General features: G+C 42.1%; 16 protein-coding genes. 6 read left to right on the top strand and 10 right to left on the bottom strand.

From position 1 onward, the window contains the following. The first annotated feature begins 110 nt into the window (after positions 1-110). The 3 genes from M1F97_RS01180 to M1F97_RS01170 are packed head-to-tail and all read left to right on the top strand — an operon-like array spanning position 111 to position 1,926. Positions 111-476: a GntR family transcriptional regulator gene (locus M1F97_RS01180; protein ID WP_000119121.1), complete on the top strand. Its 366-nt coding sequence runs from the start codon at positions 111-113 to the stop codon at positions 474-476. Between the two features lie 4 nt (positions 477-480). After that, a complete protein-coding gene (locus M1F97_RS01175; protein ID WP_084946298.1) occupies positions 481-1,176 on the top strand; it encodes an ABC transporter ATP-binding protein in 696 nt (231 codons plus the stop codon). Positions 1,177-1,191: 15 nt separating this feature from the next. Next, on the top strand, positions 1,192-1,926 hold the full coding sequence (locus tag M1F97_RS01170; RefSeq protein ID WP_000498778.1) for a hypothetical protein: 735 nt from the start codon (positions 1,192-1,194) through the stop codon (positions 1,924-1,926). 33 nt (positions 1,927-1,959) lie between these two features. Here the strand turns inward: M1F97_RS01170 and M1F97_RS01165 are convergent, their stop codons facing one another. Together M1F97_RS01165 and M1F97_RS01160 are read right to left on the bottom strand one after the other, a co-directional pair. Then, positions 1,960-2,655, bottom strand: a complete 696-nt coding sequence (locus tag M1F97_RS01165) for an LrgB family protein (protein WP_001288937.1) — start codon at positions 2,653-2,655, stop codon at positions 1,960-1,962. Continuing rightward, positions 2,652-3,026, bottom strand: coding sequence for a CidA/LrgA family protein (locus M1F97_RS01160; protein ID WP_061452895.1), 375 nt, complete (start codon positions 3,024-3,026; stop codon positions 2,652-2,654). Before M1F97_RS01160 ends, M1F97_RS01165 begins: the two co-directional genes overlap by 4 nt. A 196-nt stretch (positions 3,027-3,222) precedes the next feature. Here M1F97_RS01160 and M1F97_RS01155 point away from each other — a divergent pair, with 196 nt between their 5' ends. From M1F97_RS01155 to trxA, 3 genes are all read left to right on the top strand, one after another. Further along, the gene (locus M1F97_RS01155) at positions 3,223-3,603 is read left to right on the top strand and encodes a MarR family winged helix-turn-helix transcriptional regulator (RefSeq protein WP_143989374.1); all 381 of its coding nucleotides are present in this window, start codon (positions 3,223-3,225) and stop codon (positions 3,601-3,603) included. A 98-nt stretch (positions 3,604-3,701) separates the two neighbouring features. Beyond that, entirely contained in the window at positions 3,702-3,923 is a 222-nt protein-coding gene (locus M1F97_RS01150; protein WP_247943924.1) for a DUF4649 family protein, read from the top strand. A gap of 14 nt (positions 3,924-3,937) precedes the next feature. Then, positions 3,938-4,252, top strand: coding sequence for a thioredoxin (trxA, locus tag M1F97_RS01145; protein ID WP_247943923.1), 315 nt, complete (start codon positions 3,938-3,940; stop codon positions 4,250-4,252). 96 nt (positions 4,253-4,348) lie between these two features. Here trxA and M1F97_RS01140 read toward each other — a convergent pair whose 3' ends face one another. The 8 genes from M1F97_RS01140 to M1F97_RS01105 all read right to left on the bottom strand — a co-directional run bounded on the left by M1F97_RS01140 (position 4,349) and on the right by M1F97_RS01105 (position 11,339). Next, a complete protein-coding gene (locus tag M1F97_RS01140) occupies positions 4,349-5,017 on the bottom strand; it encodes an MIP/aquaporin family protein (RefSeq protein WP_000714828.1) in 669 nt (222 codons plus the stop codon). Positions 5,018-5,126: 109 nt separating this feature from the next. Then, positions 5,127-5,918, bottom strand: a complete 792-nt coding sequence (locus M1F97_RS01135) for a DUF2785 domain-containing protein (RefSeq protein ID WP_000285315.1) — start codon at positions 5,916-5,918, stop codon at positions 5,127-5,129. A gap of 61 nt (positions 5,919-5,979) precedes the next feature. Further along, positions 5,980-6,762 carry a hypothetical protein gene (locus M1F97_RS01130; protein ID WP_001079823.1) on the bottom strand — a complete coding sequence of 261 codons (783 nt, stop codon included), beginning with the start codon at positions 6,760-6,762 and terminating at the stop codon, positions 5,980-5,982. 28 nt (positions 6,763-6,790) lie between these two features. After that, positions 6,791-8,587, bottom strand: a complete 1,797-nt coding sequence (gene pepF, locus M1F97_RS01125) for an oligoendopeptidase F (RefSeq protein ID WP_247943922.1) — start codon at positions 8,585-8,587, stop codon at positions 6,791-6,793. Between the two features lie 10 nt (positions 8,588-8,597). Further along, entirely contained in the window at positions 8,598-9,341 is a 744-nt protein-coding gene (locus M1F97_RS01120) for a 16S rRNA (uracil(1498)-N(3))-methyltransferase (RefSeq protein ID WP_247943921.1), read from the bottom strand. A 1-nt stretch (position 9,342) separates the two neighbouring features. After that, a complete protein-coding gene (prmA, locus tag M1F97_RS01115) occupies positions 9,343-10,293 on the bottom strand; it encodes a 50S ribosomal protein L11 methyltransferase (protein ID WP_247943920.1) in 951 nt (316 codons plus the stop codon). Between the two features lie 137 nt (positions 10,294-10,430). Beyond that, positions 10,431-10,859, bottom strand: a complete 429-nt coding sequence (locus M1F97_RS01110) for an NUDIX hydrolase (RefSeq protein ID WP_247943919.1) — start codon at positions 10,857-10,859, stop codon at positions 10,431-10,433. A gap of 9 nt (positions 10,860-10,868) precedes the next feature. Continuing rightward, a complete protein-coding gene (locus tag M1F97_RS01105) occupies positions 10,869-11,339 on the bottom strand; it encodes a DUF3013 family protein (protein WP_049531867.1) in 471 nt (156 codons plus the stop codon). Positions 11,340-11,343: the final 4 nt, after the last annotated feature.

Genomic DNA, 11,343 nt, shown 5'->3' with positions numbered 1-11,343 from the left:
TATACCATTTTTTGAGCAATTCCCAAAACAATTCTTATTTTTACTTGACAAGTTTTTTGTTTTATTGTATTATTTAATTAGAACAATAAAGAAAAAGAAAGGAGACTATGATGTCCTGGTCATTTGATAATACAAAACCCATTTATTTGCAGATTATGGAAAAAATCAAATTACAGATTGTTTCCCATGAACTGGAACCCAACCAACAGCTCCCAACCGTAAGGGAACTAGCGAGCGAGGCTGGGGTCAATCCCAATACAATTCAGCGCGCCTTGTCTGATCTTGAGCGCGAGGGCTTCGTTTATAGCAAGCGGACTACTGGTCGTTTTGTCACTGAGGACTTAGATCTCATCGTTCAGTCCCGCAAACAGCTTTCTGAGGAGCAACTGAAAAACTTTGTAACGGGCATGCTTCAATTCGGGTATCAAAAAGAAGAACTGCCAAGTGTGCTTAGCGAATACATCAAAGGAGTGTAAAATTATGACATTACTAGCATTTGAAAATGTATCCAAATCCTATGGGGCTACAGCAGCCCTTAACAATGTTTCCCTTGAGATTCCCGCTGGAAAAATCGTCGGGCTTCTCGGTCCAAACGGATCTGGAAAAACAACCTTGATCAAGCTGATCAACGGACTTCTCCAACCAGACCAAGGTCGTGTCCTCATTAACAACATGGACCCAAGTCCTGCTACCAAAGCCATTGTCTCTTATCTACCAGACACGACTTATCTGAATGAACAGATGAAAATCAAAGAAGCACTGACCTACTTTAAAACTTTCTACCAAGATTTCAATCTTGAGCGGGCTCAGCACCTTTTAGCAGATCTTGGCATTGATGAAAACAGTCGCCTCAAGAAATTGTCAAAAGGAAACAAGGAAAAGGTTCAACTAATCCTCGTTATGAGCCGTGAAGCTCGTCTCTACGTGCTCGACGAACCGATTGGTGGTGTGGACCCGGCTGCCCGTGACTATATCTTGAACACCATCATCAACAACTACTCACCAACTTCAACTGTTTTGATTTCTACCCACTTGATTTCAGATATTGAGCCTATCTTGGATGAAATCATCTTCCTAAATAACGGAAAAGTTGTCCGTCAAGGAAATGTTGATGATATTCGTTACGAGTCAGGCGAATCCATTGACCAGCTCTTCCGCCAGGAATTTAAAGCCTAAGCAAAGGAGATTATTATGTTTTGGAATCTAGTTCGTTATGAATTTAAAAATGTCAATAAATGGTACCTAGCACTCTACGGTGCTGTGCTTGCAATTTCGGTTTTGATTGGTGCATCCATTTCTGGTATTAGTCAGACCTACACTAGCTATGGTAATGATCCCTACTATCTGTTAGGCTTTCTGATCTTAGTTTTTGGTGGGCTCAGCGTTACTCTCTGGATCGCGACGATCTTTCTAATCGTTCGACGCTTCAAGGGAAGTGTCTACGATCGTCAGGGCTATCTGACATTGACTCTGCCCGTCTCTGAACACCAGATCATCACCGCCAAATTACTAGGTGCTCTCATTTGGTCAATCATAAGCTATATTGTATTTATCTTGAGTATCATTATTATCTTCTCACTCACCCCTGTAGTGAAAGATTTGCCACTCCTCTATCGATTTATCTCCCCTTATCTCGGCTACGGTTGGCTCTATGCCCTCTCTCTTCTGGTGGGTTCAATTACTTGGATTTTATCTATTTACCTTTGTATCTCAATTGGTCAACTATTTAACGAGTATCGTACCGCTATGGGAATTTTAGCCTATATCGTGCTTAACATCGTGATTGGTTATATTTCTATCTTCTTCCGAATGGATTATGATTTTAACCTCCTAATTAGCGTTGATATCCTCAAAGATTTCATTCTAGCAATTATCTACTACCTCGGAACCTACTATATCTTGAAAAATAAGGTTAACTTGCAATAAAAAACGCCCAGCTTACAAGAGCTGGGTTTTGCTTTAACTCAATATCAAGCTGGCTACGATGGGGCTAACAAAGACATAGAGAATACCAGTGACACCGATAGCCAAGCCACCCATGGCACCTGCTACAGAGCCGTATCGAAAGGCCGTTCCCGTTCCGACAGCATGCCCTGTTCCTCCAAGAGAAAGTCCCACTGCCACTGGATCATCAATTTTCAACCACTTCAAAAGGGTTGGTCCGATAACACTAGTTAAAATCCCAGTTGCCACTACGACGACCAAGGTCACAGTCGTTAAACCTTGCAATTTTTCAGTAATCCCCACTGCCATGGCGGTTGTCACTGACTTGGGAAAGAGAGAAATGGCTAGGAAAAAGTCCATGCCAAATATTTTCGCTACTATAGCGGTGAAGCTAGTATTGACAACTACTGCTAGCAGACTACCAAAGAGAATACTCCGAGCATGGTGCTTCATCAAGTGAAAACTCTTATAAAGCGGAATCCCTAGAGCTACGGTCGATGGGACTATCAAGTTGTTCAGATAAACCCCACCTTGGTAATAATCTTGATAAGAAATACCCGTTACCTTTAGGAAAATAATGATAAAAATTGCCGACAAAAGCAAAGGCGTTGTCAATGGGTGGGGGAAACGCCTATAAATCAACATTCCTACTAGATAAGCTAGGATAGATAATGCAATCCCAAACAGGGGATTGGATACAAATTCACTCATTTGGCTTCTCCTTTCTCATAATCTCCCTCAAATCGTCGCTTGATAAACTGAACCACTAGGGCGATGAGGATAATATTGATGACAGCCGCAAAAAAGACAATTAAGACGATGGGCAAGAGATAGGGGGCAATCACATCAAACTTTTCCATGATACCCACTGCTGGCGGCAAAAAGAGAATGGTCATATTGGCCAGCAAGAAATTCCCCACCATGTTGACATGCCTCGTTCTCAGCCACTTGAATTGTAGGGCTAGAAAAAGAATAATCAAACCGATAATACTGCCTGGGATAGGCAGATGAAAGAAACTGGAGATTCCCTCACCGATTAGAGAAATCACAAAGAGAATCATTAATTGAACATATAACTTCATCTCAAACTCCTTGAAATAGAATTCTTGCATACCAGTTTACTCTTTTTTCAGAAAATTTCAAGGAAATATCGAAATTTTTCTTTCTTGCAAGGATTAGCTAAAAGTAGTATAATCATTGCATGCGCAATCATCTTATGTTACAAAGACAGTCAGTAATGACTTTGTGATTTTAACTGTAAAAAGAAAGGAGAAAGCAATGACCTATTTGGAAAAGTGGTTTGACTACAATCGCCGTCAAAAGGAAATAGAAGCCTTGTTAGAAGAAACCATTGCTCAGCAGAGTGAACAAAGGCTGACTTTGAAAGAGTTTTATCTGCTCTACTATCTGGACCTAGCTGATGAAAAATCCTTACGGCAGATTGACCTGCCAGATAAACTCCATCTCAGCCCGAGCGCTGTTTCTCGGATGGTGGCTCGCCTAGAAGAGAAAAACTGCGGTTTGCTTAGTCGCCGGTGTTGCGATCAGGATAGACGGGCTAGTTTTATCTGTCTGACTGACGAGGGACAAACAACCCTAGCTTACCTGCAAAAAGCCGTCGAAGAAAGACTGGAAACGAGTCTTGATTTCATTTCTTAATCAGATTTTTTTAAAAAAGTTGCGTGCGCAATCATTTTTCTTGACATTCCTCGTTTCAAGGAGTAAAATAAAGTCAAGATCGAACAAAGGAGTTTTATATGATCGAAATTACCTACCTAGACGCCAGCAAGCAAGAGAGAACCATGACTTTCGAGTCTTACCAAGACTTTAAACGTTCACAACAAGCCTGCCTTATCGGCGTCGCGGATTACTACACTGTCCAAAAATTAACCTACAATGGTCATGATTTGGACTACCATGGGACTTATGGAGATGTCTTCTTCTATCTCATGAAACAAGATTTAAGCCAATATAAGTAAAAAGGAGAAATACAATGGCAAAAGCAATTACAGATGCAACATTTGAACAAGAAACAAAAGATGGTTTGGTCTTGGTAGACTTCTGGGCAACTTGGTGTGGTCCATGTCGTATGCAAGGTCCTATCTTGGACAAATTGTCTGAAGAACTTTCAGAAGATGTCTTGAAAATCGTTAAAATGGACGTAGATGAAAACCCAAATACAGCTCGTGCTTTTGGAATCATGTCTATCCCAACCCTTCTCTTCAAAAAAGACGGTCAAGTGGTGAAACAGGTTGCAGGTGTTCACACTGCGGAACAAATCAAGGCCATCCTTGCTGAATTGAGTTAATCACGAAACACTCCCACTCAAAATGGGAGTGCTTTTTTTGTTTGCATAGAAAAAGTCCTGTTCCTCAAACTGAGGACAGGACTCCTTTTTCGTTTCTTAGTCTTCTGTTCCAAGGCAGTTTTTCGCAACAAGAGCTGCAAGTACACCACCAACGATTGGAGCAAGGATGAAAATCCAAACTTGTTGAAGAGCTGCGCCACCAACCAATACAGCAGGAGCCAAGCTACGAGCTGGGTTTACTGAAAGTCCAGTGATGTTCAATCCCACAAGAATCATTGCCATCAAAGACAAACCGATTACCAAACCAGCAATCGCGCCATTTCCTTTGCTTGCTGATGTTACAGTCATGATAACCAAGACAAATAAGAAAGTTGCAATAACTTCAAACAAGAAACCACCAAAGACAGTGACACCGTTTGCCAAGGCATTTTCACCAAGACTAGCAGTTGACATTCCTGAGTTAGCCAAGAGGAAGAAGACCGCACCTGACGCAAGGAAAGCTCCAACTACTTGTCCAAGGATGTAGTTTACAAGCTCAGAAGATGACAAACGCTTATTAATAAACATAGCGATTGAAACAGCTGGGTTCAAGTGCGCACCTGAAACAGTTCCGATTGAGAAAGCTGCGACTACGATTGCCAAACCAAAGGCAAAAGCAATTCCAAGGTGTCCAAGACCCTCTGTACCATTTCCAAAAACAACGGCTCCTGTTCCGATGAACACAAGCATAAACGTACCGATTAATTCAGCAACAAATTTTTTCATGATAAGTCTCCTTTTTTTAAACTATGTATTAGTCTATCAAAAGAAGGAAAGGGTTTCAAGAAAATTGACTGGAAAGTTATTTGAAAATCATGAAATGACCGGCTAATTCCTAGTATTGAAAAGATTGAATAGCTTCTTTCAACTCATCTTGTAAAAAGTTTTTCTGATCAAGTTTGATATAGACTTCCAACAGACAGGATCTGAAATTGGAAAATTTCTGGAAATCATTTGCTTCTTTCAGGGGAAATTCGACTGTTTGCAGCCAAGCAGTGAGTAGAGACGTTTCGATTTTCCCTCGTAAGATTGGTTCATAAAACGCTCTGGCTAACCGCCAATCTTCATCATTTGTAAAACGAATATCAACTCCTTTAAAGATTTTCCCAATGATTTCAAATGCTTCGGCTATATCTGACTTTGGAAAGCTAGGATGGCATATAACTTCCGTCAAAAGATCAGCCCCATGCGCAAAAGCGTGAACCCAACCATACTGATGAGAGTAGCCCGTCGTCTCTTTTTCCTTTGTAAGATAGTACAATCCTTGATTTAGCATGGTAGCCCTGATAGGAGAAGACAACTGCTGGTAATAAAGTGATTCCTTAGTACCATCGCAGGACAGTAGATTGGCATAAATAAGCGCCCTAAAAGAACGTTTAAGAGCCGAAACTCCTCTACTATCAATCTCCTTGTATAGTCCTTCATCAGAGGAGACCTCTTCTGAGATAAACTGAAACTGCTCAAGGGAAAACAACTCTTCTTGAATCCCTCTAGCCAAACTCGTAAAAACAAGTTCGTCTCGAATTTTTGGAGAGGCATCTCCCAAGTGCTCAAGCAACCACTGAATTTCTTCTCGGCTATAGCTTGGTTTTTCTTCTGTCACTTTTCTTTGTAATACTTGATACATCCCTAGTACCTCTGGATTTCTATTAGCTTATCAAAAAGTCATCCGAAGATGACTTTCTTTCTTATTCTGTTTTCGATGGACGTTTTCCTGCTGCAATTGCATCTGCTTCTGTCATCTCAACAACGTTAGCTTTATTAGTTTTTGAAGGCATTCTATCCTTACTATACCAATAAACTTTTGATTTTCCATTGTTTGCAACATAGACAATTCTATCTTGCTGTTGAGCTTTGGTTTCAGCTTCCTGTGCAATTCTTTTTTCTTCCTCTTTTTGAGAAATTGATGATTCAACCGCACCTATCCTATCAAGCAACTCTGTCTTTTTGTCGTTATTTTCAATCTGATTAACTGTTTCTTTAGCAGACTTCACTTGACTCGCATCTTGACTTTCTTCCAATTGTTTGACTAAGGTTTCACCTTTTTCTTGCAACTCCTTTGCAGCTTTTTCTTTGGCAATTCTCTCTTCTTCCGCTTTTTCTTTAGCTTTTTTCTCTTCTTCGATTCGTTTTGCTTCCTCTATACTAGATGAAGTATCCGTGGTTGAAGCTGCCGAAGTAGTAGATGTCGTAGTCTGCTTAGTTTCTGATTGAGAAGATGAAATTTTCTTTGTGACTGTTGGGGTTTGAAGAGCAACCGCAACAAAACTGACAATGAAAAGCCCTATCATTAGATTTCTTTTTCGAATATCTGGCGATTTCTTTACAAAATACCAAATACCAACTCCGCTCAAAACAAGATAGAGAGTAGGCAAAGCAATCAATAAAATGATGCCTAACAAGACTAGGCCTATTTTGATAAAGAGCATTCTTTGGGGATTTTGTTCCAGCCATTTTTTGATTCTATTCATATCGTTCTCCTAGGAGTCTGTCTAAGCCCTACTCCCCCAACTCAGCACTGTAGGCGATAATCTGGTCAACTGTGTCTGACAAGAACTGGATGGTATCACGGAGTGGTTTGTCTGTTGAGATGTCCGCTCCGATAATCATGGCTGACTCAAGTGGTGTTTTGCTGCCACCTGATTTGAGGAGATTGAGCCAGTCTCTAGCTCCAGTCTCAGAGTTTTTCAGATGGAGGTAACCCGCAGTCGAGATGACTAGTCCGGCTGAGTAAGTGTAGCTATACAAGCCCATGTAGTAGTGAGCTTGGCGCATCCAAGTGAGTGCCGCATCGTCGTCAATTTCAATGGCATCTCCCCAGAAATCCGTCAAGACTTCCTTCATAATGCTGTTAAGCTTGCTTGCTCCAAAGGTTTCTCCCTCTTCAATCAATGTATAAACCTTACGCTGAAAGGCTGCTTCCAAGAGGTGGGTGATGAAATTATGGAAGTAGGTATCTGTCAAGCGGTGAGCAAGGGCAAAACGTTTTTGACGCGGGTCATCAGATTGGTGCTCCAAATAATCACTGAGAAGCAATTCATTGAAGGTTGATGGCGCTTCAACATAGTAGGTCGACATATGGGCATTGAAGTAGCTTTGGTGATTATCTGAAAAGATAAATTGACCAGAATGCCCAATTTCATGAATCAAGGTATAGACATCACTCAAACGACCTGTCCAGCTCATGAGGACATAAGGGTGCACACGATATGGATCCGCCGCATAACCACCAGAATCCTTGCCACTATTGGCAGCGAAGTCCACCCAGCGTTCTTCTTGATAGCGCGCAACTTCCTGACAATATTCTTGTCCCAAAGGTTCTACTGACTTCATGACCAAATCATAGGCGTCGTCAATGGTCACTTCAGGATTCAGAGCGCTGTCCAAGTCCAATTTCCAGTCAGCAAAGGTCATCTTTTCAAGACCATTCACCTTGGCAACATGCTTAAGGTATCTCTGAGCAACTGGCGCAAAGTCCTTCATGATGAGGTCAATCTGTCGGTCAAACATGGCACGGTCTACTTCCTGCTCAGCTAAAAGATAATCAAAAACTGAGTCATATCCCTTCATATCTGCCAATAATTTTTCAGACTTGACTTGAGCAAGGTAGGCTGCGGCAGCCGTATTTTGGTGCTTACGAAGTCCTTCTGAGAAGGAACGGAAAGATTTCTCACGAATTTCAGCATCTTCATGGTTTTGGTAGAAATTCTCATAAGTTACAAAGCTGTTTTTGTAGGTCTTGCCATGAGCTTCAAAGTCAGCCATTTCAAAATCTCCAGCTCGCATTTTAGTGTAAATGTCCTGTGGACTGTAGAAAACTTCACCCAGATTGGTCAAGGCCTTCTCCACATCTGCCCCTAGGTAGTGGGCTTTTTTGATTTTAGCCTGACGAATAGCTGCCGTCAAATGTGGCAGTTCACCCAAACGATCCAAGACTTCCTCGTCTGCTGCCACCAAGGCATCGTCAAAGAAAGTCAAGGCTACACTGGCATCTGTCTCAAATTCCATACCAGCTTGGGCGATATTAGCAAAATCCTCATTACTATAGTCTGTCGTCTGAGGCATAAAAGCATAATTGCCGATATGACTCATCTGGATATAGATTTGTTCCAATTCTGCAAAGGCTTTTTCAAAATCCTCAAAAGTGTGAAGATTGCCTTTGTAGTTACGGCTAAATTGGTTGATATCTTCGCGAGTCTTTTCGATTGCTCGCAAGAAATCCTCACGGTCTTGGTATAGGGCGGTTAAATCCCAAAGTTCCTTTTCTGGAAATTCTGAACGGTGTTTTTGTTCCATTTTCTTCCTCTTATTTCTCTAATTCTAATAAAACACTAAGGGCTGATACGGCGTAAAGTGGCGCTGTTTCTGCTCTTAGAATGCGAGGTCCTAGGCCTGCCAAGACGGCTCCTTTAGCTTCAAAACTTTCGATTTCTGCAGGTGACAGACCACCTTCTGGACCAAAGATAAAGAGCAATTTTGCTCCCTTCTCGAGTCCATTAACTGCTTGTAAAAGCGCAGCGGCTTCTCCTTCTTTTGCCGACTCTTCATAAGCCACTACAATGCGGTCAAATTGGTCAAGTTGGGCTAGAAAATCTCCTTTCTTCTCAAAAAGCTTGATATTTGGGACCAAATTACGCTTGCTTTGTTCTGCTGCTCCAAGGGCAATTTTTTCTAGTTTTTCAACCTTTTTACCCAATTTCTTGCCATCCCACTTGGCAACTGACCAGTCTGCTGGGAAGGCCCAGATTTGACGGGCTCCGAGTTCGGTTACTTTTTGAGCGATAAACTCCAGCTTGTCTCCCTTAGGAAAGCCGGATGCGATGGTCACTTGGACTGGTAGTTCCACATTGTCAGCTAACTCTTCAACCAACTCAAACTGACGATTTTCAACATCCAGCACGCGCGCCAATCGCTTAATCCCATCATCAAAGACTAAGGTAACCTCATCATCTTCTTTCAAGCGCATGACCTGAAACATATGCTTGCTGGTCTCCTTGTCCTCGATAGTGACAGGAGAGACTGCACTGCCTTTGACAAAATACTGTTGCATGCTAGCCTCCAATCACACCTGAAATATCCTTTGTTTTCTTAAAGACACAGGCATTCCATTCCCCTTGAATCATATGGGTTTCAAGGAAAAATCCAGCTGACTCAGCCGACTCGCGTACCATGTCCCACTTGTCCTTGATAATTCCACTCATGATGAGGTAGCCTTCATCCTTGACCAAGCGATAAGCATCATCCGTCAGATGAACAAGGATATCCGCCAAGATATTAGCTACAATCACATCTGCCTCAATCTCAACTCCCTTAAGCAAGTCTCCTGCTGCTACATGGATGTTTTCCATACCAGGGTTTAGCTCAATATTTTCCTGAGCAACTCGAACTGCTACATCATCCAGGTCGTAGGCAAAGATTTCCTTGGCACCAAGTAGCGAGCTGGCAATAGAGAGAACCCCTGAACCAGTCCCCACATCTAGCACAGTTTCGCCACCACGAAGAACCTGCTCCAAAGCAAAGAGGCTCATCTTGGTAGTTGGGTGGGTTCCTGTCCCGAAAGCCATACCAGGATCTAGATTGATAATCTTTTCTCCCGCAGTCGCCTCATAGTCTGTCCACGACGGCACGATAGTCAAATCATGAGTGATACGAGCTGGCTCATAGTATTTCTTCCAGTTGTCTGCCCAATCTTCCTCAGCCAAGGCAGTCGTCCCCATTTTGACCTCTCCCAAATCCATAAAATCTGTCAATTCTGCTAGGCGAGCCTGCAAGTCTGCTTCAACCACTGCCACATCCACCGTTTCAGGGTAGTAGGCGGTCACAACGATTTCTTCTTGCTGCTCGACCTCTGGGAAAATCTCGCCGAAGCGGTCAACATTTCCCACATAGTCCATACTGTCTTCAATCGCAACACCTTGCGCTCCCAGCTCAATCAAGAGGTTGGAAACCAACTCCTCCCCCTCACGCTTCACTGTAACTTTTAACTCTTGCCATGTTTCCATATTTAAGATACCAAGCCCGTAAAACACAAAGCCAAAATAGGAAATTCTCTGAAGACGCTTGTGTCTAAGAGAAGTTTATCTTTTTGGCACAGTGTTTAGGGCGGGTTCAGTTTAGAAATTTAACCGAACCATCCTTTCTAATCACTTACTTTTAAATAATCTTTTAATCTCTCTTGCAACTGAGGTACAACTTGACTGGATGTCAAAAATTCCTCAATGTTCATCAATTTATAGCCCTGACCTTCATCTCCAAATACGATACTGTCAAATTGGTCCTGTGTCAACTGACCGACTAGAAATACAGATTGTTTATCCGCAAAAAGCATACTTGGATAAACCTTACTCCAAAGCAGACAATCCTCAGTCAGATGAATTCCCAGTTCCTCAAAAACTTCACGCGCCACGCACTCAAAAGGACTTTCATCACCTTCACGTCCACCGCCTGGAAGTTCCCACATATTGGACCAGGGAATGCTTGCCTTATCATCGCGTAAGATAGTCAAAAGCTTATCCCCACAAAACAAAGCAATCTTACAGCCTGTGAAATCAGAAATCTCTATGTCCATGTCAAACTCCTAGTATCTCGGATAAGGATAAAACTCTCCCTCTTCCAAGCCGACTTTTCCTTCTTCAAAGACTTCTTGGTTCCATTCCATGACGAATTCTTCTGCTTCTGGGTCTTCCAAAAAGTCCATAAGGGCATCTAGCCCAACCTCAGCAGTATCTTTAAGGAAAAGAGCAAAATATGCTAAAAATTCACGAGAAAATCCTTTTTTAGGCAAGTAAGGGATGACAGTCAAATAGTCTTCTGCATTGACTGTTGATTTAGCAGGATTGTAGAAAAGAACTGCTTCTTCAAAGAGAATGTCATCTGACGAAACCTCTCCGTCCTCATCCACCATCTCCACACCTGCAGCATTTTGCGCTTCTAACAAAAAACTCACTTCAACCGCGTGGTTGCGCTTGTCCCAACTAATCTCAAAGTCAAAGGGAAAATTCTTCTCCAACTCTTCCTCTAAAACATCTAAAAATCCGTATGTTGCCATTTTG

Origin of the sequence: Streptococcus oralis (genome assembly GCF_023110435.1) — a bacterium.
Lineage (GTDB): Bacteria > Bacillota > Bacilli > Lactobacillales > Streptococcaceae > Streptococcus > Streptococcus oralis_CF.
This window is presented reverse-complemented; position numbering and strand designations above follow the sequence as displayed.

What these genes read in the sequence shown, in the direction of transcription:
- M1F97_RS01175 (WP_084946298.1), top strand. Translation starts at nt 481, where the DNA reads ATGACATTACTAGCATTTGAAAATGTATCCAAATCCTATGGGGCTACA.
- M1F97_RS01130 (WP_001079823.1), bottom strand. Translation starts at nt 6,762, where the DNA reads ATGAATAGAATCAAAAAATGGCTGGAACAAAATCCCCAAAGAATGCTC.
- M1F97_RS01170 (WP_000498778.1), top strand. Translation starts at nt 1,192, where the DNA reads ATGTTTTGGAATCTAGTTCGTTATGAATTTAAAAATGTCAATAAATGG.
- pepF (WP_247943922.1), bottom strand. Translation starts at nt 8,587, where the DNA reads ATGGAACAAAAACACCGTTCAGAATTTCCAGAAAAGGAACTTTGGGAT.
- M1F97_RS01150 (WP_247943924.1), top strand. Translation starts at nt 3,702, where the DNA reads ATGATCGAAATTACCTACCTAGACGCCAGCAAGCAAGAGAGAACCATG.
- prmA (WP_247943920.1), bottom strand. Translation starts at nt 10,293, where the DNA reads ATGGAAACATGGCAAGAGTTAAAAGTTACAGTGAAGCGTGAGGGGGAG.
- M1F97_RS01135 (WP_000285315.1), bottom strand. Translation starts at nt 5,918, where the DNA reads ATGTATCAAGTATTACAAAGAAAAGTGACAGAAGAAAAACCAAGCTAT.
- M1F97_RS01140 (WP_000714828.1), bottom strand. Translation starts at nt 5,017, where the DNA reads ATGAAAAAATTTGTTGCTGAATTAATCGGTACGTTTATGCTTGTGTTC.
- M1F97_RS01180 (WP_000119121.1), top strand. Translation starts at nt 111, where the DNA reads ATGTCCTGGTCATTTGATAATACAAAACCCATTTATTTGCAGATTATG.
- M1F97_RS01120 (WP_247943921.1), bottom strand. Translation starts at nt 9,341, where the DNA reads ATGCAACAGTATTTTGTCAAAGGCAGTGCAGTCTCTCCTGTCACTATC.
- M1F97_RS01110 (WP_247943919.1), bottom strand. Translation starts at nt 10,859, where the DNA reads ATGGACATAGAGATTTCTGATTTCACAGGCTGTAAGATTGCTTTGTTT.
- M1F97_RS01105 (WP_049531867.1), bottom strand. Translation starts at nt 11,339, where the DNA reads ATGGCAACATACGGATTTTTAGATGTTTTAGAGGAAGAGTTGGAGAAG.
- M1F97_RS01160 (WP_061452895.1), bottom strand. Translation starts at nt 3,026, where the DNA reads ATGAAGTTATATGTTCAATTAATGATTCTCTTTGTGATTTCTCTAATC.
- M1F97_RS01155 (WP_143989374.1), top strand. Translation starts at nt 3,223, where the DNA reads ATGACCTATTTGGAAAAGTGGTTTGACTACAATCGCCGTCAAAAGGAA.
- trxA (WP_247943923.1), top strand. Translation starts at nt 3,938, where the DNA reads ATGGCAAAAGCAATTACAGATGCAACATTTGAACAAGAAACAAAAGAT.
- M1F97_RS01165 (WP_001288937.1), bottom strand. Translation starts at nt 2,655, where the DNA reads ATGAGTGAATTTGTATCCAATCCCCTGTTTGGGATTGCATTATCTATC.